The sequence below is a fragment of the Jatrophihabitans fulvus genome, assembly GCF_054781375.1.
In genome coordinates, this window is sequence record NZ_BAAGUN010000001.1 from 302,541 (window position 1) to 321,836 (window position 19,296).

16 protein-coding genes and 1 pseudogene are annotated in these 19,296 nt (G+C 73.6%); 11 read left to right on the plus strand and 6 right to left on the minus strand.

Annotated features, from left to right (window positions below; genetic code table 11):
- Positions 1 to 31: 31 nt before the first annotated feature.
- The gene (locus ACYVP9_RS01490; protein ID WP_460602914.1) at positions 32 to 1,474 is read left to right on the plus strand and encodes a flavin-containing monooxygenase; all 1,443 of its coding nucleotides are present in this window, start codon (positions 32 to 34) and stop codon (positions 1,472 to 1,474) included.
- On the opposite strand, the gene ACYVP9_RS01495 is transcribed toward ACYVP9_RS01490, so the two are convergent.
- Complete coding sequence (locus ACYVP9_RS01495) at positions 1,453 to 2,241, minus strand: alpha/beta fold hydrolase (protein ID WP_460602915.1); 789 nt, start codon at positions 2,239 to 2,241, stop codon at positions 1,453 to 1,455. The genes ACYVP9_RS01490 and ACYVP9_RS01495 overlap by 22 nt on opposite strands.
- A 38-nt stretch (positions 2,242 to 2,279) precedes the next feature.
- On the opposite strand from ACYVP9_RS01495, the gene ACYVP9_RS01500 reads away from it, so the two are divergent.
- Positions 2,280 to 3,425, plus strand: a complete 1,146-nt coding sequence (locus ACYVP9_RS01500) for a cytochrome P450 (RefSeq protein WP_460602916.1) — start codon at positions 2,280 to 2,282, stop codon at positions 3,423 to 3,425.
- Between the two features lie 4 nt (positions 3,426 to 3,429).
- Here ACYVP9_RS01500 and ACYVP9_RS01505 read toward each other — a convergent pair whose 3' ends face one another.
- Genes ACYVP9_RS01505 through ACYVP9_RS01520 form a run of 4 tightly spaced genes read right to left on the minus strand, consistent with a single transcriptional unit; the run spans position 3,430 to position 9,140 of the window.
- The gene (locus ACYVP9_RS01505; RefSeq protein ID WP_460602917.1) at positions 3,430 to 4,431 is read right to left on the minus strand and encodes a hemolysin family protein; all 1,002 of its coding nucleotides are present in this window, start codon (positions 4,429 to 4,431) and stop codon (positions 3,430 to 3,432) included.
- Positions 4,428 to 5,771, minus strand: coding sequence for a hemolysin family protein (locus ACYVP9_RS01510; RefSeq protein WP_460602918.1), 1,344 nt, complete (start codon positions 5,769 to 5,771; stop codon positions 4,428 to 4,430). Before ACYVP9_RS01510 ends, ACYVP9_RS01505 begins: the two co-directional genes overlap by 4 nt.
- A 47-nt stretch (positions 5,772 to 5,818) precedes the next feature.
- Positions 5,819 to 7,837, minus strand: a complete 2,019-nt coding sequence (gene malQ / locus ACYVP9_RS01515; RefSeq protein WP_460604264.1) for a 4-alpha-glucanotransferase — start codon at positions 7,835 to 7,837, stop codon at positions 5,819 to 5,821.
- Positions 7,838 to 7,886: 49 nt separating this feature from the next.
- Positions 7,887 to 9,140, minus strand: a complete 1,254-nt coding sequence (locus tag ACYVP9_RS01520; RefSeq protein ID WP_460602919.1) for an MFS transporter — start codon at positions 9,138 to 9,140, stop codon at positions 7,887 to 7,889.
- Positions 9,141 to 9,190: 50 nt separating this feature from the next.
- Between ACYVP9_RS01520 and ACYVP9_RS01525 the strand changes: the two genes are divergently transcribed.
- Positions 9,191 to 10,306 carry an ROK family protein gene (locus ACYVP9_RS01525; protein WP_460602920.1) on the plus strand — a complete coding sequence of 372 codons (1,116 nt, stop codon included), beginning with the start codon at positions 9,191 to 9,193 and terminating at the stop codon, positions 10,304 to 10,306.
- Between the two features lie 35 nt (positions 10,307 to 10,341).
- Positions 10,342 to 10,785 carry a DUF2867 domain-containing protein gene (locus ACYVP9_RS01530; RefSeq protein ID WP_460602921.1) on the plus strand — a complete coding sequence of 148 codons (444 nt, stop codon included), beginning with the start codon at positions 10,342 to 10,344 and terminating at the stop codon, positions 10,783 to 10,785.
- 103 nt (positions 10,786 to 10,888) lie between these two features.
- On the opposite strand, the gene ACYVP9_RS01535 is transcribed toward ACYVP9_RS01530, so the two are convergent.
- On the minus strand, positions 10,889 to 12,385 hold the full coding sequence (locus tag ACYVP9_RS01535; RefSeq protein ID WP_460602922.1) for an MFS transporter: 1,497 nt from the start codon (positions 12,383 to 12,385) through the stop codon (positions 10,889 to 10,891).
- A gap of 90 nt (positions 12,386 to 12,475) precedes the next feature.
- On the opposite strand from ACYVP9_RS01535, the gene ACYVP9_RS01540 reads away from it, so the two are divergent.
- The 7 genes and pseudogenes from ACYVP9_RS01540 (at position 12,476) to ACYVP9_RS01570 (ending at position 19,295) form a co-directional block, all read left to right on the plus strand.
- Positions 12,476 to 13,447 carry a helix-turn-helix transcriptional regulator gene (locus ACYVP9_RS01540; RefSeq protein WP_460602923.1) on the plus strand — a complete coding sequence of 324 codons (972 nt, stop codon included), beginning with the start codon at positions 12,476 to 12,478 and terminating at the stop codon, positions 13,445 to 13,447.
- Positions 13,448 to 13,464: 17 nt separating this feature from the next.
- Positions 13,465 to 14,652: a PucR family transcriptional regulator gene (locus ACYVP9_RS01545; protein ID WP_460602924.1), complete on the plus strand. Its 1,188-nt coding sequence runs from the start codon at positions 13,465 to 13,467 to the stop codon at positions 14,650 to 14,652.
- Between the two features lie 136 nt (positions 14,653 to 14,788).
- Positions 14,789 to 15,862 carry a TerC family protein gene (locus ACYVP9_RS01550; protein ID WP_460602925.1) on the plus strand — a complete coding sequence of 358 codons (1,074 nt, stop codon included), beginning with the start codon at positions 14,789 to 14,791 and terminating at the stop codon, positions 15,860 to 15,862.
- A 147-nt stretch (positions 15,863 to 16,009) separates the two neighbouring features.
- A complete protein-coding gene (locus tag ACYVP9_RS01555; RefSeq protein ID WP_460602926.1) occupies positions 16,010 to 16,585 on the plus strand; it encodes a TerD family protein in 576 nt (191 codons plus the stop codon).
- Positions 16,586 to 16,793: 208 nt separating this feature from the next.
- Positions 16,794 to 17,794, plus strand: a pseudogene (locus ACYVP9_RS01560) (energy-coupling factor ABC transporter permease).
- Positions 17,794 to 18,552, plus strand: a complete 759-nt coding sequence (gene cbiQ / locus ACYVP9_RS01565) for an energy-coupling factor transporter transmembrane component T family protein (protein WP_460602927.1) — start codon at positions 17,794 to 17,796, stop codon at positions 18,550 to 18,552. The pseudogene ACYVP9_RS01560 and the gene cbiQ overlap by 1 nt, the downstream one beginning before the upstream one ends.
- Positions 18,549 to 19,295: an energy-coupling factor ABC transporter ATP-binding protein gene (locus tag ACYVP9_RS01570; protein ID WP_460602928.1), complete on the plus strand. Its 747-nt coding sequence runs from the start codon at positions 18,549 to 18,551 to the stop codon at positions 19,293 to 19,295. Before cbiQ ends, ACYVP9_RS01570 begins: the two co-directional genes overlap by 4 nt.
- Position 19,296: the final 1 nt, after the last annotated feature.

Here is a 19,296-nt window from a genome sequence, read left to right on the forward strand (position 1 = left end):
GCCGGCGCCTCCGTACCGTTAGGTTCGGACGATGCGGATCGTGGTGGTGGGCGCAGGGTTCGGTGGCATCGCGGCGGCGATAGAGCTGACGTCGCACGGCTTCGACGACGTGACGCTGCTCGAGGCGTCCGACGGCATCGGCGGCACCTGGCACCACAACACCTACCCGGGCGCCGCGTGCGACGTGCCCAGTCACCTGTACAGCTACTCGTTCGAGCAGCCGGCCCACTGGTCGCGCCTGTGCTCGCCGCAGCCCGAGATCCTCGGCTACCTGCGCGGGGTCGCCGACAAGTACGACATCACCCGGCGCGTGCGGACGAACGTCCGCGTGACCGCCTGCGAGTGGAACGAGACGTCCGCGACCTGGACGGTCCGCACCGACACCGCCGGCGACCTGCAGGCGGACGCGGTCGTGCTCGCGGTGGGCCAGCTGAACCAGCCCGCGCTGCCGCGGCTGCCCGGCCTCGACACCTTCCGCGGTACCGCGTTCCACTCCGCCCGCTGGAACCACGACTACGACCTCACCGGCAAGCGGGTCGCCGTGATCGGCACCGGCGCGAGCGCGGTGCAGTTCGTGCCGCCGGTGGCGGAGGCGGCCGGGCACACCACCGTCTTCCAGCGCACCGGCAACTGGTTCCTGCCGCGGCGCAACCACGCGTTCGCCGGCCCGGTCGGCGCCGTCCTGCGGCGCTCGTCGCTGCTGCGGCGGCTGTACCGGCTGGCGCTGTTCGAGTACACCGAGCTGCTGACGTTCTGGATCCGGCACCCCCGGACGGCCGGCCGCCTCGGCCGGCTCTGGTCGGCCCTGTTCATGCGCATGCAGCTGCGCGACCCGGAGGCGCGGCGCAAGGTCTGGCCCGACTACCGCTTCGGCTGCAAGCGCATCCTCTTCAGCTCGTTCTGGCTGCCGACGCTGCAGCGCGACGACGTCGAGGTCGTGACCGACCCCATCGTCGAGATGACGCCGGACGGGCCGCGCACCGCCGACGGTCGCGTCCACGAGGTCGACTGCGTCATCTACGGCACGGGCTTCCGCACCACGGCGTTCATGCTGCCGATGCGGGTGACCGGCCGGGACGGCGTCACCATCGAGGACGCCTGGCAACAGGGCGCGCACGCACACCTCGGGTTGTCGGTGCCGGGCTTCCCGTCGCTGTTCGTCATGTACGGGCCGAACACGAACACCTCGGGCGGTTCGATCATCCACTTCCTCGAGGCGCAGGCCGGGTACGTGCGCCGTGCGGTGCAGCTGGCGGACGAGCGCCGGGCGGCGCTCGACGTGCGTCCCGACGTCGAGGCGGCCACCGACCGCGAGGTGCAGAACCGCTTCGCCGGCACGGCCTGGCTCGAGTGCGACTCCTGGTACCGCAACGAGTCGGGCCGCATCGTCACCAACTGGCCCGGCTACATGCGCGAGTACGCGCGGCGGGCGGCCGACGTGAAGCCCGACGACTACGAGTTCGTCCGCGCCTGAAGGAACCCGACCAGCTGGTCACCGAAGGTCGGGCGTCCCGCCGCGCGGATGTGGTCGCCCGGCACCTCGGCGAAGACGCCGTTGCCGAACGCGGACGCGAGCGCGCGCCCGTCGACCGGGCCGTCCTCGCTGCCGGTGACCACGAGCGTCGGGACGGTGATGGCGCGCAGCTGCGCGGCGGGCGTGGGCAGTGACGACAGGAGCAGTCGCCGCAACGCGGCGCGCTCGTCCTCCGCGCGACGGTTCCACTGCGCGACGAACCAGCGCTGGGCGGTGGTGAGCTCGTCCGGTCGGGGTGGGTCGTCGCGCAGCAGCGGAGCGAGGAACCCGCCCCGGGACCGCCCGGGCACCGACGACATCGTGGCCAGCCCCTGCCCGCCGAGCACCGCGCGCTCGACCGCCGCACCCCGCAGCATGAGCCGCGCGACGATGCGCGAGCCGAGCGAGTACCCGGCGGCCGCGAACCGCTCGAGTCCGAGAGCGTCGACCACCGCGAGCACGTCGTCGACGAGCCCGTCCGGACGGTAGGCGTCCGGCCCCGTCGGACGGTCGCTGCGCCCGTGCCCGCGCAGGTCGCACACGATCACCCGGCGTCCGGCGCCGGCCAGTCGCTGCGCGTGTCCCGGCTTCAGCCAGCCCGCCACGCCGCTGGAGAAGAAGCCGTGCAGCAGCACCACGGCCGGCCCGTCGCCGAGCTCGCGGTACGCCAGCCGCACCCCGTCGGGAGCGGTCACGAAGCGGGGCGGGCCGGGGCAGTCGGAGGGCACGCACGGATTCTGCCGGGGCGGGTCGTAGCGTGCGGCGGGTGACCACGGCAGACCTGTCTCTCGACGACCTGTCGGGCCCCGGCGCGGCGGCGGCGCTCGCCCGGGTCCGCGAGGCCGGCCCGGTCGTGCACGTGCCCGCGCTCGACGGGTGGCTCGTGGTCGGTCATGCGGCGGCCCTGGCCGTGATGCGCGACGCGGGCCGGTTCACCGTCGACGACCCGCGCTTCAGCACCGCCCAGGTCGTCGGCCCCAGCATGCTGTCGACGGACGGGCCCGAGCACCGTCGCCACCGCTCGCCGTTCGGACCGCCGTTCCGCGCCGCCGAACTCGAGCAGCGCTACGGAGACGTCACGCGGACGCTTGCCGCCGATCTCGTCGCGCGGGTCGAGGCGGACGGGCACGCCGACCTGCGCGCGACGCTCGCCGGGCCGCTCGCGGTGGCCGTGGTCGCGCACGCGCTGGGCCTCGAGGTCGACGCCGCGGAGGTGCTGCGCTGGTACACCGCGATCGTCGCCGCGGTGACCGCGCTCAGCGCCGGACAGCAGCCGGACGGTCCCGAGCGGGCTGCCGTCGCCGACCTCGGCGACGCGGTGCGCGCCGGTCTGCGGGCGGGACGCTCGCCGCTGCTCGCCGCCGCCGGCGGCACGCTCGCCGAGGACGAGATCGTCAGCAACGCCGCCGTCATGATGTTCGGCGGCATCGAGACGACCGAGGGCATGATCGCGAACCTGCTCGTGCACCTGCTGTCCGAGCCGGCGCGGGCCGCGCAGGTCGCCGCCGACCGGACGCTCGTACCCGTCGCCGTCGAGGAGTCGCTGCGGCTCGAGCCCGCCGCCGCCGTGGTCGACCGGTACGCGACCGCGGACGCCGACCTGTTCGGCGCGCCCGTCCGCCGGGGCGATCTCGTGCGAGTGTCGGTCGCCGCGGCCAATCGCGACCCGGCCGTGTTCGACCGGCCGGACGATTTTGCGTTCGACCGCGCGAATGTGCGGTCGCAGCTCGCCTTCGCCCGCGGACCGCACGCCTGTGTCGCCATGGACCTGGCCCGGCTCGAGACGCGGGTCGCGCTCGAGACGGTGCTCGACCGGCTGCCGGGACTGCGGCTCGAGGCGCCGGTCGCCGCGACCGGCCTGGTGTTCCGCAAGCCGGCGTCGGTGCCGGTGCGCTGGCGGCCGGCGCCCTGAGTCCCTACCCGACGACCTGCTCGACGACGTCCTCGAGGGCGACGACGCCGATGCTGCGGCCGTCGGCCACCACCGTTCCCATGTGGCTGCGGGCGCGGCGCAGGGCGGTGAGCACGTCGGGCAGGGGCGTGGTCACGTCGACCTGCGGCATGCGGCGCAGGAAGCGCGGCGCGAGAGGCGCGTCGTCGGCGCCGCCGCCGACGAGGGCGTCCTTGACGTGCACGAACCCGATCAACCGGTCGCCGTCGCGCAGCGGGAAGCGTGAGAAGCCGGTGTCGGCAGCGACGTGCTGCAGCTGCGGTGGCGTGACGTCGGCGGCCACGGTGACGACGTCGTCGAGCGGGATGACGACGTCGCGGGCGGTGCGCTCGCCGAACGACAGCGCGCGGGTCAGCCGCTGGTGCTCACCGGCGTCGAGATATCCCTCGCTGCGCGACTCGGCGAGGATGTCGGCGAGTTCCTCGGGCGTGTAGGCCGACTTCAGTTCGTCCTGCGCGTGGATGCCGAACAGCGCCAGCACCCCGTTGGCGAGCGCGTTGAGGCTGCCGATGACGGCGCGAGTGCTGCGTACGAACGTGTCGAGGGCCGGCACCAGCACGATCGCGGCGCGCTCCGAGCTGGCGAGCGCGATGTTCTTCGGCACCATCTCGCCCAGCACCATGTGCAGCAGCACGACGAGCGCGAGGGCGACCGCGAACGCGATCGGGTGCGAGAAGCCGGTGGGGACGTGCACGAGGTGCAGCAGGTCCTCGAAGATCACGGCGACCGCAGGCTCGGCGACGGCACCGAGGCCGAGCGAGCACAGCGTGATGCCGAGCTGCGCTCCGGCGAGCAGCATCGACACCCGCCCGAGCGCGTCGAGCACGCGGCGGGCCCGTCTGCTCCCCGCCTCGGCGAGCGGCTCGATCTGCGCGCGGCGCACGCTGACGGACGCGAACTCGGCGCCGACGAAGAACGCGTTGCCGAGCAGCAGCAGCACCGCGGCGGCGAGGCCGAGCGCGGTCACGCGTCGCCGTCCGGGGACGGCCGCAGGGTGACGGTCTCGATGCGGTTGCCGTCGGTCTCCGTGGCGGTGAGCACCCAGCCGTCGACCTCGACGGCGTCGCCGGGCTCGGCAAGGCGGCCGAGCCGGGCGAGCAGCAGACCGGCGAGCGTGTCGTACGGGCCGTCCGGTGCGTCGAAGCCGGGCACGGCGTCGGCCGCCTCGTCGATGCGCAGCCGCGCGGACAACGACACCGGCACGTCGCCGGCGACCCGCGGTGTCCGCGGACGGTCGGCGGCGTCGGTCGGATCGTCGTACTCGTCCTGCACGTTGCCGACCAGCTCCTCGACCACGTCCTCGAGGGTGACGATGCCGGCGGTGCCGCCGTACTCGTCGACGACGAGCACGAGCTGCAGTCCCGATCGCCGCAGCTGCCCCAGCAGCGGTCCGAGGCGCAGCTGCTCGGGCACCTGCGGCAGGGTCGAGGCGAGGGTGCGGACGGGTGTCGTGTCGCGCTGCTGCGGCGGCACCAGCAGGGCCTGCTTGACGTGCACGACGCCGGCGACGTCGTCGATGTCGGCGAGCCCGTCGACGACCCGCACGACGGGGAAGCGCGAGTGACCCGATTCGCGGGCGGCGTCGAGCAGCGCGGTCACCGAGGAGGTCTCGGCGAGCTCGACGACGCGGTTGCGCGGCGTCATCACCTCGCCGGCCACCCGGTCGCCGAACGTCAGCGAACGGGCGAGCAGCTGCGCGGTCGCGCCGGGCAGCGTGCCCTGCTCGGCCGACGTGCGCACCAGGCTGCCGAGCTCGGTGGCCGAGCGCGCCGAGCGCAGCTCCTCCTGCGGTTCGATGCCCAGCCGCCGCACGACGACGTTGGCGAGCCCGTTGCACGCGGCGATCAGCGGACGGAACGCGGCGGTGAACAGTCCCATCGGCGCGGCGACGCGACGCGCGACCGGGGTCGGGCGGGCGATGGCCCAGTTCTTCGGCACGAGCTCGCCGACGACCATCTGCAGCACCGTGGCCACGATCAGGGCGACGATCACGCCCACGGTGTCGGCGGCCGCGCCGGGCAGGCCGACGCCGGTCAGCACGGGCTGGAGCAGGTCGGAGATCGACGGCTCGGCGAGGAAGCCGACGACGAGCGTCGTGATGGTGATGCCGAGCTGGGCGCCGGACAACTGGAAGGACAACCGGCGGACGGCGGCCAGCGCGCGCCCGGCGGCCCGGTCGCCGCCACGCTTGGCGGTCTCGAGCTCGGACCGGTCGGCCGCGACGAGGGAGAACTCGGCCGCGACGAACAATGCGGTGCCGAGCGTCAGGACCAGGACGGCGGCGAGTCCGATGACGGACAGGACCACGAGGGGGTGCTCAACTCCTGGGGCGATTCGGGTGTCGTCCCCGCACCCTACTGGCGTTCGCGCATCACCCGGGCGAGCCGGGCGACACGCGGGTCGTCGACGACGTCCTCGAGCAGCATCGGTTCGCCGTCCGGCCCGCTCAGCGGCACCCGCCAGTTCGGGTGCTGCGCCTGGGTCGTGCCGGGCTGGTTCTGGATGCGCCGGTCGCCGACGGCGTCGACGAGGGCCGCGCAGCGCAGCACGGACGGGGCGCGGTGCAGGGCCCGGTGCAGCGCGGTCACGATCTGCTCCGTCCCGACGTCGCCGTCCGGCAGCAGACCCGCGCCGCGCAGCACGCCCAGCCAACGCTCCCGCTCGGCGGCGTCGCGGGCGAGCTCGTCGGCCACCGGCACGGTCAGCAGCCCCAGCTGGTCGCGCAGCCGCACGTGGTCGCCCGCGAGGTAACCGGCGGTCGGTGGCAGGTCGTGCGTGGTCACCGACGCGAGACACAGCTCGCGCCAGCGTTCCGGCGGCAGCGGACGCCCGTCGCCGTCGTACTCGAACCAGAGGATCGACGTGCCCAGCACGCCCCGTTCGCGCAGGTAGTCGCGCACCCACGGCTCGACGTTGCCGAGGTCCTCACCGATGATCACCGCCCCGGCCCGCTGCGCCTCGATCATGAGGATGCCGGTCAGCGCGTCGTGGTCGTAGTGCACGTAGGTGCCCTCGCGGGCCGGACGGCCGCGCGGGATCCACCACAGCCGGAACAGGCCGATCACGTGGTCGACCCGCAGTCCGCCGCTGTGCCGCAGCGCCGTCGCGAACAGCTCCCGGAACGGCGCGTAGGCCAGCTCGGCGAGCCGGTCCGGACGCCACGGCGGCTGGTCCCAGTCCTGCCCGGTCTGCGAGTACGCGTCCGGGGGAGCGCCGACGGTCACGCTCGTCGCGAGGTCGGCCCGGCGGGCCCAGGCGTCGGCGCCGGTCGGACTCACGCCCACCGCCACGTCGTGCACGATCCCGACCCGCATGCCGGCCTCGCGCGCGGCCCGCTGCGTTGCGGTCAGCTGCCCGTCGAGCAGCCACTGCAGCCACGCGAAGAACGTCACCCGCTCGGCGTGTTCGTCGGCGAACGCCGCCACCTCGCGGGAGTCGGGCCGTCGCAGCTCTGCCGGCCACGCGTCCGGCTCGCCGTAGGTCTCGTCGAGTGCGCACCAGGTCGCGAAGTCCTGCAGCGGACGGCCCTCGCGGTCGCGGTACGCGTCGAACGAGGCACGGTCGGACGGCAGCTCGAACAGCAGCTGCAGCGCCTGCCGCTTGGCGTCCCAGGCGGTGTCGCGGTCGAGCAGGCCGTCCGGCGCCGGCTCGCGGGTGGGCGCGGCCAGCGCGTCGACCTGCTCCCGCAGCGCGTCGTAGCCGGGGACGTCCTCGACCCGCAGGTAGAGCGGGTTCGCGAACGACCGCGTCGTCGGCAGGTACGGCGACGGCTCGAGCGGGTGGTGCACGGCCGCGGCGTGGAGCGGGTTGACGAGCACGAAGTCGGCGCCGTGGTCGCGCGCCGACCACGTCGCGAGCGTCGTCAGGTCGCCGAGGTCGCCGATGCCCCACGAGCGCCGCGACCGCACGCTGTACAGCTGCGCGGCGAAACCCCAGCCGGGTTCGCGGTCCAGGCCGTCGGGCAGCGACAGCCGCCGAGGGGGGCGGATGACGGTGCACGCCGCACCGTCCGACACCAACCGGTGGTAGCCGACCGGGAGGTCGGTCGGCAACGTCGCGCGGCCGTCGACGACGGCCAGCGGCACGATCCCGCCGTCCTCGGTCTCGAGCGCCACCTCGCCGCCGCCGACCGGCACGCTGGTGTCGTCGCCTTCGCGAGCGACGACGTAGACCGGCAGCGGACGGTCGTGGTCGCGGCTGTCGAGTGCGCGACGGACGGCGTCGTCGTCGGACGCATCGACGCCGAGCGCGCCGAGCACCGCGCGCAACGTCGACTCGGGGACGGCCGAGTGCTCGCCCTGCCAGCTCCACACCTCGGCGTCGACCCCGAGACGGCCGGCGAGGTCGTGAAGCGGGTTCGTCACGCCGCTCAGTATCCCGGCGGGCCCTGTTCTCGAAACCGCCTCGCCGGACGGTGCGTGATCAGTGCGCCGGCACGCAGCGGGCGTCGGCGGCGTCGGCCGTCGCGACCATTGGCTGCTCGATGCGGACGGGGAACACCCGCCGGGACGTGATCACAAGCACGGTCGCGGCGAGGGCGGTGCCGGCGGCGACGAGCGGCACCACGCCGAGCCCGCCCGCTCCGACGATGCGCTCGCCCAGGAACGCGCCGCCGCCGATGCCGATCTGGAACGCCACGACGTAGACCGCGGAGGCGGTGTCCTGGCCCTGCGGCGCGACCCGCAGGATCGCCGACTGCAGCGACACCGGGACGGCCGAGAAGCCGATGCCCCACAGCAGGGCCGCGACGACGGTGACGGCGGGTCCGGAGGTCGTGGCCAGCACGGCGACGGAGACCGCTGCGACGGCGACGAAGCCCGCGAGGACGGGTCCCGGGTGCCGGTCGACGACCCGCCCGACGGTGATGGTCCCCGCCAGGCCCATGACGCCGAAGCCGAGCAGCAGTGCGCTCAGGGCGAACCCGTCCAGCCCGCCGGCGCGTTCGACCAGCGGCGCGATGTAGGTGTACGCGGCGAAGTGGCCGATGACGACCACCACCGTCACCAGGCACACGCGGGCGACGCCGCGATCGGCGACCGCCGCGACGGCGGCGCGGATGCGGGTGGCGGTCGCGCGGTTCTCGTCGACCGGGTCGAGACGGGGCAGGCGCACGAGCACGGCCACCGCGGCGAGCGCGCCCAGGCCGCCGAGCACGGCGAAGGCCACGCGCCAGGTGGTGGCCTGGCCGAGGGCGGTGCCCAGCGGCACTCCGGCGACGAGCGCGATCGAGCTGCCGACGAACACCAGTGAGGTGGCCCGTCCGGCGAGGTGGGCGGGAGCGAGACGCGCGGCCACGGGGGCGACGACCGCCCAGAAGATGCCGTGCACGGGCGCCGCGATCAGCCGGGCCGCGGTGAGCACCTCGAAGGTCGGCGCAACGGCTGCGAGCACCTGCGCCAGCGCGAACACGGCGAGGCAGCCGGCGATGAGCCGGTCGCGCCGGAAGCCGACGGTGAGGGCGGTCAGCGGGATCGTGGTGACGGCGGCGACGGCGGCGTAGGTGGTGAGCAGCAGCCCGACCCGTGCCTCGCTCACGTCCAGCCCGTCGGCGATCTGCGGCAGCAGGCCCACGGGCAGGGTCTCGGCGGTCACGAACGCGAACGAGCCCATGGCGAGGGCGACGAGGGGCCACAGCGGCAGGGTGCGGCCGGTACGTCCGGCGACGCGGTAACTCACTGCCGTGAATATACTCGAAGTCAGAGTCAATTACGGACGGAGGCGGTGCGATGCCGGTCTCACCGCGCGCCGGTGAGCTGCTCGCCGCCGTCCATGCCGCGCCGGGCGTCACCCGGGCCGTGGCCGCGCAGCGGGTGGGCATCGGCACCGGCGCCGCCGCCGAGGCGGTGGCCCAGCTCACCGCCGCCGGCCTCGTGTGCGAGCAACCCGCCGAACGCACGGGCGGGCGTGGCCGCCCGACCACCGTGCTGCTGCCGCATCCGGACGGCCCCCTGGTGCTGGCGCTCAGCCTGACGCAGGAGCGCTGGAAGCTGCGGGCCACGCAGCTGGGCGGCGAGGCGGTCGCCGACGCCGAGGGTGCGTTCGACGACCTCGACGGGCCCGCCGCCCTGGCCGAGGTGGCGCGCGCGGTGACCCGGCTGCGCCGGCGCTTCGGACCTCGCGTGCGGGGCATCTGCGTCGCGGCGCCCGGCACGGTCGTCGGAACGCGCGTCGGGCATGCCACCGGCGCGTCGTGGCGCGATCTGGACCTCACGACCGTCTGGCGGACGGCTCCCGCCTTCGCGGCAGGCAACGACGCCACCCTGGCGGGCGCGGCCGAGGCGTCCCGCGGGGCGGCGGCGGGCGCGGGCCTGTCGGTGCACGTGCGGGTGCTCGCCGGCATCGGCGGGGCGGTCGTCGACGGCGGCCGGGTGCTCACCGGCGCGCACGGGCTGGGCGGCGAGTTCGGCCACATGCCCTTCGGCGACCCGCAGGTGCGGTGCGCCTGCGGGGCCCGGGGGTGCTGGGGCACCAGCGTCGACGGCGCCGCGCTGGCCCGGCTGCTCGGCCGCCGTGAACCGCGCGACCCCGTCGCCTTCACCGCCCGCGTGGCCGCCGCCCGCGACGAGGCATCGCAACGGGCCGTCGCCGCCATCGCGACCGCGCTCGGACGTGGCCTCGCCGGGCTCGCCAACGCCCTCGACCCCGAGGTGCTCACGGTGGGCGGCACGGGCGCCGACATCCTCGCCGCGCAGCCCGACGCGGTGCACGACGCCTACGTCGACGGCCTCATGACCGACCACCGCGCCGACCCGCCCCGCGTCGTGCCCGCCGCACTCGGCGAGGACGGCCCCCTCGTCGGGGCCGCCGAGCAGGCGTGGCAGGCGGTCTGGACGCAGTTGTGACAACGCCCGTGTGCAGAACCCGTAGGGTGACGCCGGTGAGCGTGACGACGACCCACCACCTGTCCGCGCGGTCGTACGCGGACGCGCACGTGCTCACCCTCGAACGACCCACCGGGCACCCGGCGGTGCACTGGATGCGCGAGGTGATCGAGCGGTCGATGCCGCTGTACCGGCTCGCCCTGCCGCCCGGCTGGCGGGTGCTCGGACTGCGTCTGGGACGCACCCACGCGCCGGACAACGTGCACGGATGGCCGATCGTCCACGACGGCGAGGACGAGGTGCTGCTGGGCGCCCGGTCCCGCTGGGGTTTCGACGCCCGGCTCGGGCTCTCCCTCGAACGTGACCGGACGGCCGTCCGGTTCACCACCGCCCTGACGTTCGACACCCGCGCCGCCCGCGCGCTGTGGGTGCCGGTCGCGCCCGGACACCGTGTCACCGTCGCCTCGATGCTGCGCCAGGCCGCCGTCCGCCTCGGTTGACCCGCCCCCCACATCTGGCGAGTCGCGCAGAAAAGGCTCGAGTGGCGCGGAATTCCGCGCCACTCGAGCCTTTTCGCGCCACTCGACGGTCCTCGGGGACGGGTCAGGCGGCGGGGGTGAACTCCTCGCGGGCGCGGCGGGGGAGCAGCCAGCCGACGAGGAACGCCACCACGAGCAGCGCGAGCGTCACCCACAACGTCGTCTCGATCGCGTCGACGTGGCGTCCGGCGGCGACGGCTGCGCGGGGGCCGCCGTCCTCGAGGGCGAAGCGTGAGAAGAACAGCGTGGCGAGCACCGCGACGCCGAGCGACGAACCGAGCTGTTGCAGCGACTCGAGCAGGCCGGACGCCGATCCCACCTCGTGGTCCTCGATCTGGCCGGTGATGATGCTGAACAGCGGCACGAAGATCTGGCCCATGCCGGCGCCGAAGACGAACAGCCCCGGCACGAGCGCCCAGAACCCGGGCCGGTCGTTGCCGTGCAGCGACGCCAGCAGCACGACCGTGCCGACGGCCATGATCGCCAGGCCGACGTGCAGGATCGGACGGCCGACCGCGGTCGCCGCCCACGCACCGACGCCGGAACCGACGACGGTGCCGACGGCCAGCGCCATCAGGTAGAGCGACGCGTCGAGCGCGGTCCTGCCCAGGCCGACCTGCAGGAACAGCCCGACGACCAGCGAGAAGCCGACGATGGCGCCGAAGAACACGAGCACGAAGACGATGCCCGACACGTAGGAACGCTTGCGCAGGACGCTGACCTCGATGAGCGGGGTCCGGCCGTCACGGGTGCGACGGCGCTGCTGCACGACGAAGGCGGCGAGCAGCGGTGCGGCCAGCGCCATCACGACGAACAGCCACGTCGGCCAGCCCAGCGCGCGACCGTCGACGAGCGGGAAGACCAGCAGGAACGCGACGACCGCCATCAACCCGGTGCCGACGGCGTCGAGCCGGATCGTGCGCGATCCGCGGCCCTCGGGCAGCACGCGTCCGGCCATCCAGAGCGCGAACGCGCCGAGCGGCACGTTGATGAGGAACACCGCGCGCCAGTCGGACCCGAACGGGTCCCACTCGATGAGCAGGCCGGCCGCGACCGGACCTGCGACGGTCGACAGACCGATGCACGGACCGAAGGCCGCGAACGCCTTGCCGATCTCGGCGGGACCGAAGAGGTCACGCACCAGGCCGAAGGTCTGCGGCGTGAGCAGCGCGGCCGACAGGCCCTGCAGCACGCGCGCCGCGATGAGCGTCTCCGGCGACCACGCGAACGCGCACGCGACGGACGACAGCACGAACCCGGTCAGCCCGATCATCAGCATCGGCTTGCGGCCGTAGCGGTCGCCGAGCCGTCCGCCGGTCAGCAGGCCGACCGCGATGGCGAGCGTGTAGGCGGCGGCGATCCATTCGAGCTGCGACGACGACGCCCGCAGGTCGGCCTGGATCGACGGCGCGGCCACGCTCACGATCGTCGAGTCGAGGATGTTCATGATCATCGCGGTGAGGATGGCCGCGAAGCCGAGCCAGCGGCGGCGGCCCGTGGGGGTGGCGGGTGGGGCGTCGACCCGTTCGGGCGGGGCGGTCAGGGTTGCGGTCACGGTCATCTCCCGGTGTTGGTCGTTCTCGTTCGACGGACGGACCCTCCCAACCCATTAGGCACGTTCCGTTCCTCATTGCCGACTAATCTCGCAGCCATGGCCGAGACGTCCGGACGACTGCTGAAACTGCTCTCGCTGCTGCAGACGCCGCGCGAATGGCCCGGACCCGAGCTGGCGCGCCGGCTCGACGTCAGCACCCGCACCGTCCGCAACGACATCGAGCGACTGCGCACGCTCGGCTACCCGGTCGAGGCCACCCGCGGCGCCGTCGGGGGTTACAGGCTCTCGGCCGGGACGGCGATGCCGCCGCTGCTGCTCGACGACGAGGAGGCCGTCGCGGTCGCGGTCAGCCTCCGGACGGCCGCCGGGGGAGCGGTGACCGGCATCGAGGAGTCGTCGCTGCAGGCGCTCACCAAGCTGCAGCAGGTGCTGCCCGCACGCCTCGCCCGCCGCGTCGACGCCATCGGCTCGTTCACCGTCCGCGTCGAGCACCGCGGCGCGCGCACGCCCCCGTCGCTGGACGGTGCCGCGCTGGGCACGATGACGGCCGCCGCACGCGATCGGGAGATCCTGCGCTTCGCCTACGGCGACGCGAAGGGCGCGGCGACCGAACGCCGCGTCGAGCCCTACCGCGTCGTGAACTGGGGACGCCGCTGGTACCTCGTCGCCTACGACCTCGAGCGCGACGACTGGCGTACGTTCCGCGTCGACCGCATCACCGAACTGCGCTCGGTCGGCCACCGGTTCACGCTGCGCCCGCTGCCCGCCGAGGACGTCGCCGCGTGGGTCGCGCAGAAGACGAAGGCCGCGTCGCAGCCGTTCCGTGCCACGGTCGTCGTCCACGCGCCCGCCGAGGTGGTCACCGAACGGATGGGCGGCTGGGCCGAGGGCGGTGTCGAACCGCTCGACGCCGAGCGGTGCCGGCTCACCATGGGGTCGCGCTCGGCCCGCGACCTCGCCATCTGGCTGGGCTTCCTCGACACCGACTTCACCGTCGAGGGCTCGCCCGAGCTCGCGGACGCCGTCCGCCGGCTCGGGGCGCGGATGTCCGCCGCAGCCGCCGGGTGACGCGCCAGGATGGGACGGTGCCCGACCAGCCTGCCGTCGCCGCCGACGTGCTCGACGAGATCGCGCGCGCGGGCTCCCAGGACGCCGGCGGCGTGCCGGTCGACCTGCTCGGCGACTTCCTGCCCGCCGTGAGTGCCGCCGCGACGAGCGGACGGGCCCTGACCGCCACCGTGGTGCGCGAGTACCGGGCGCACGGCGCGCGCGCGGCGCGGCAGGGCGTGGCGCTGCGCGCGCTGCTGGATCTCTACCTCTCCTGCGCCTGGCGGCTGTGGCGGCGGTTGCCGACGGTCGCGTCGGCCGCGGACGACCCGCAGCGGACGGTCGTCGCCGGCGAGGTGATGCTGCACGCGGCGGACGACGTCGTCGCCGCGCTCGCCGAGGGTTACCAGCTCGCCCGCCGCGCGCTCGTGCGCGCGCAGGAGTCGGCCCGCCGCGAGTTCATCGACGACCTGCTCGGTGGGGCCACGGACGTGGTCGGCCTGCTGCACCGGGCGGACGGCTTCGGTCTCGACCTCTCCGGGCCGCACGCCGTCGCCACCGTGGCCGCCGAGCGCGCGTTCAACGACGGCATTCCGCTCATCGGCGTGCTCGAGCGGGCGGTCTCCGGCATCAAGGGCGACGCGCAGGCGCTGCTGGCCAGCAAGGAGGGACGGCTGGTCGTCGTGTTCGCCGCACCCGACCGGGCCGCCGTCGACCAGGTCGTGGGCCGGCTCGGCGAGACGCTGGACGCCCACCGGGACGGACGGCGCCCGGTGGGTGCGTGGCGCATCGGGCTGGGACGGGCGGGGGTCGGCGCGGACGCCGTCGTGTCGTCCTACCGCGAGTCGCTGGACGCGCTCGAGCTCGCCGCCCGGCTCGAACTCGAGCGCCCGGTCATCGATGCCCGCGACCTGCTCGTCTACAAGATGCTGCTGCGCGACCGCGCCACGCTGACCGACCTGGTCGAGTCGACCCTCGGGCCGCTGCGCGAGGCGCGCGGCGGCGCGCAGCCCCTGCTCGACACGCTCGCCCAGTGGTTCGCGTCCGGCGGCAACGCGGCCGCCTGCGCCCGGGCGCTGCACCTGTCCGTGCGCGCCGTGACCTACCGGCTCGACCGCATCGGCGAGCTGACGGGGACCGCGCTGGAACGGCCCGAGGACCGCTTCACCCTGCACGTCGCGGTCCTGGGTGCGCAGCTGCTGGGCTGGCCCACAGCGTCCGCTTGAGTCACACCCATGACTTGCCGGAACCCGGCAATGAAGAGTCCGTTAATCGGCGGCGAATCCGCTGGTTCTGGCGAGGTGACGGCAACCAGACTGGGGATACACGACAGCGACACCGTACGAATACCTAGGAGCCGTCATGAACGTCCCCCTCTGGGCCTGGCTCGCCTTCGCCGCGATCGTCGTGATCGCGTTGACGGTCGACCTGCTCGCCCACCGCGGTGCCCACATCATCGGCTTCAAGGAAGCCGCCTGGTGGTCGGCCGTCTGGGTCACCCTCGCGCTGCTGTTCGGCGCGGCCGTGTTCATAGGCCTCGGCACGAACGCCGGCGTCGAGTACACGACGGCGTGGTTGCTCGAGAAGAGCCTCTCCGTCGACAACCTGTTCGTCTTCGCGCTGATCTTCGGCTACTTCAAGGTGCCCCGTGAGTACCAGCACCGCGTGCTGTTCTACGGCGTCATCGGCGCGCTCGTGTTCCGCGGCATCTTCCTCGCCGCCGGCGTGGCGATCGTCAGCAAGTTCACCGCCATCCTGTTCGGCTTCGCCGCCGTCCTGCTCTACAGCGCGTACAAGCTGCTCAAGGACGAGGACGACACCTACGAGCCCGAGAAGTCGTTCGCGCTGCGGCTCATGCGCAAGTTCATCCCGGTTCGCGACGAGTACGCCGGCACCAAGTTCTTCGTGAAGGAGGCGGGCAAGCGCGTCGCCACCCCGCTGCTCGCGGTGGTCGTGGCCATCGAGGCCGCCGACCTCATCTTCGCCGTCGACAGCGTGCCGGCCGTGCTCGCGGTCAGCGACGACGCGTTCATCGTCTACTCGTCCAACGCGTTCGCGATCCTGGGCCTGCGGGCGCTGTACTTCCTGCTGTCGGGGCTTCTGGACAAGTTCCACTACCTCGGCAAGGGCCTGGCGATCGTCCTCGCCTTCATCGGCGTGAAGCTGATCATGCAGGCCGGCCACAAGGTGATCGACAAGTCCATCCCGGAGATCCCGTCCTGGGTGAGCCTCATCGTCATCGTCACCGTGCTCGGCGGCGCGATCCTGCTGTCGGTCAAGAAGCCGCCGGCGGACGACGGCGACGGTCCCGACGGCAACGGTTCCCACGGCGATGGTTCCGACGGCACCCCCGCGATCGACGCGCCGGTGGTCACCGCCAAAACGGTCGGCGGCCCCGCGCAGGGCGGGCTCACGGCTGGTCCACAGCAGGTGTAGCGCCGTCATCGATGCGCAGCAGGCCAAAGCAGTGAAGGATGCCTGCTACGCGGTCGGCCTCGCGCCGGCCGGGATCGAGCTCTGATCCGCACCACCCACCCGCACCACGTACCCGCACCACCACGACACGAGAGAAGGACACACACCATGGGCGTCAGCCTCAGCAAGGGCGGCAACGTCTCGCTCACCAAGGAAGCGCCGAGCATGACCAACGTGCTCGTCGGTCTCGGATGGGACGCACGCACCACCACGGGTGACGACTTCGACCTCGACGCGTCGGCGCTGCTGCTCGACGCGAACGGCAAGGTCGTCAGCGACAAGCACTTCGTCTTCTTCAACAACCTCACCAGCCCGGACGGCTCGGTCACCCACACCGGGGACAACCTCACCGGCGAGGGCGAGGGCGACGACGAGGCGCTGAAGGTCAACCTGCCGGCCGTGCCGCAGGAGGTCGACAAGATCGTCTTCCCGGTGACGATCTACGACGGCGAGAACCGCAAGCAGGGCTTCGGTCAGGTGCGCAACGCGTTCATCCGCATCGTGGACGAGGCGAACAACAACGAGGTCGCCCGCTACGACCTCACCGAGGACGCGTCCAACGAGACGGCGATGATCTTCGGCGAGCTGTACCGCAACGGTGCCGAGTGGAAGTTCCGCGCCGTCGGCCAGGGCTACTCGTCCGGCCTGGCGGGCATCGCCCGCGACTTCGGCGTCAACGTCTGACGCACACCACCGCACGACCGCGGCCGGCGTCCCTCCCGGGGGCGCCGGCCGCGCTGTGTCGTGCGCGGGTGGAGGAGCTTGTCCCGGCTCCGCCCCGGTGCACGTGTTGCCTGCTCAGTATTGCAAACTGATCGCAGTAACGAGGACTCTCTTGCGAACTCTCCGCAACAAGCGGTTGAGTGGGACCCCCGACGACGAGCGGAGCCCGATGCACGCACCGGACGGATTCATCGACGCGCCGACCTCGGTCGGCGCCGGCGTGGTGGCCGCCGTCGGGATCGCGCTGTGCCTGCGCGGGGCGCGGTCCGAACTGGACGAGCGGGCCGCCCCGCTGGCGGGACTCGTCGCGGCGTTCGTCTTCGCGGTGCAGATGCTGAACTTCCCGGTCGCGGGCGGTACCAGCGGCCACCTGCTCGGCGGCGCGCTCGCCGCCGTGCTCGTAGGACCGTGGACGGGCGCGCTCTGTGTCGCGGTCGTGCTGCTCGTGCAGGCGCTCGTGTTCGCCGACGGCGGCCTCACCGCACTCGGCACGAACGTCATCAGCATGTCGCTCACGACCGTCGTCGTGGGGTACGCCGTCTTCCGCGGGGTGCGGGCCCTGCTGCCGCGCCGCACCTGGGCGGTCGTCGCGGCGTCGGGCGTGGCCGCGTTCCTCGCGGTTCCGGCGGCGTCGCTGGCCTTCGTCGCGCTGTACGCGATCGGCGGCACGACGGACGTCCCGCTCGGCACCGTCGTCGGCGCGATGGTCGGCGTGCACCTACTCATCGGCATCGGCGAGGCCCTCATCACCGCCGCGACCGTCGCCGCCGTGATCGGCGTCCGACCCGATCTCGTGCACGGCGCCCGCGACCTGCGCCGCCCGCTCGCGCTGCGCACCGCCGGGGCGACGGCGTGACGCGCTCCCGCTGGTTCCTGCTGGGCGGCGTCCTCGTCGCGCTCGTGCTGGCGTCGGTGGTCAGCTACTGGGCCAGTTCGTCGCCGGACGGTCTCGAGAAGGTGGCGGCCGAGAAGGGCATCGACGCCAACGCCCGCGAGCACGACCTCGCCGACTCGCCGCTGGCCGACTACGGCACCGAGGGCGTCGACGACCCGCGGCTGTCGACGGCCGTCGCCGGCGCCGCCGGGGTGCTGCTGACGCTCGCGATCGGTGGTGGCCTGTTCTACGTCGTCGGCCGCGGCAAGCGGTCCCCGGCCGACACCCAGCCGTAGTGGACGCCGGGCACGCGCATCTGCTCTACCGCCACGGCGATACCGTCGTCCACCGGCTGCCCGCGCACACCAAGCTGGTCGCCACCGTCGCGTTCGTGCTGGCCGTGGTGCTCACGCCCCGCGACCGGTTCTGGGCGTTCGGCGTCGATGCGCTGCTGCTCGCCGCCGCGGTGGCCGGCGCCCGCATCCCTCCCGGCGTCGTCGCCCGCCGCGCGCTGGTCGAGGTGCCGTTCGTGTTCTTCGCGCTGCTGCTGCCGTTCATCGCGACGGGGCAGCGAGTGGACGTCCTCGGGGTGTCGGTCAGCGAGGACGGCCTCCTGGGCGCCTGGAACATCCTGGCCAAGTCGACGTTGGGAGTGATCGCCTCGGTCGTGCTCGCGGCGACCACCGACCTGCCCGACCTGCTCGCCGCGCTGCAGCGGCTGCGGATGCCGACCCTGCTCGTGCAGATCACCGCGTTCATGCTGCGCTACCTGCACGTCGTCACCGCCGAGATGGGCCGCATGCGCGTCGCGCGGGAGTCGCGTGCGTTCGTCGCGCGCGACGCGCGGGCGTTGCCGGTGCTCGCGCAGTCGGCCCAGGCGTTGTTCGTCCGCTCGTACGAACGCGGCGAGCGCGTGCACCTGGCCATGCTCTCGCGCGGGTATGACGGCGCGATGCCGCTTGCCGACCGTCCGGCGTCGGCCGCCGAGTGGGCGCGGGCGATGACCGTTCCGGTGGCCGCCGCGCTCGTCGCGCTCGTGGCGGTGGCGCTGTGACCGTCCCGCCGTCACTGCACGTCGAGCAGCTCGCGTTCGCCTACCCGGACGGCCACCAGGCCCTGTTCGGGGTCGACCTGCGCATCGAGCGAGGTGAACGCGTCGCGTTGCTCGGGCCGAACGGGGCCGGCAAGACGACGCTCGTGCTGCACCTCAACGGCATCCTGACCGGCGGCCACGGACGGGTCTCCGTCGGCGGACTCGCGGTGCGGAAGGACGCGCTGCGCGAGATCCGCCGACGCGTCGGCATCGTGTTCCAGGACCCCGACGACCAGCTGTTCATGCCGAGCGTGCGTGCCGACGTCGGCTTCGGTCCCGCCAACCTCGGCCTGCGGGGGGACGAGCTGCGCGCCCGCGTCGACGCGGCCCTCGAACGGGTCGGGCTGCTCGAGCTCGCCGACCGTCCGCCGCACCACCTCTCGTTCGGCCAGAAGCGGCGGGCGGCGATCGCGACCGTCCTCGCGATGCAGCCCGAGATCCTCGTGCTGGACGAGCCGACCAGCAATCTCGACCCGGCCGCGCGCCGCGAACTCGCCGAGCTGCTCGACGCCCTGGACGTCACCGTGCTGATGCCGACGCACGACCTGATGTTCGCGTGGGCGCACTGCCCGCGCTCGGTGATCCTCTCCGACGGCGTCGTCGTCGCCGACGGACCGACGCGGGAGCTGCTGCTCGACGCCGAGCTGCTCGCCGCGCACCGCCTCGAGCTGCCGCTCGGCTTCGAGCCCGCACGGCACCCCTGAG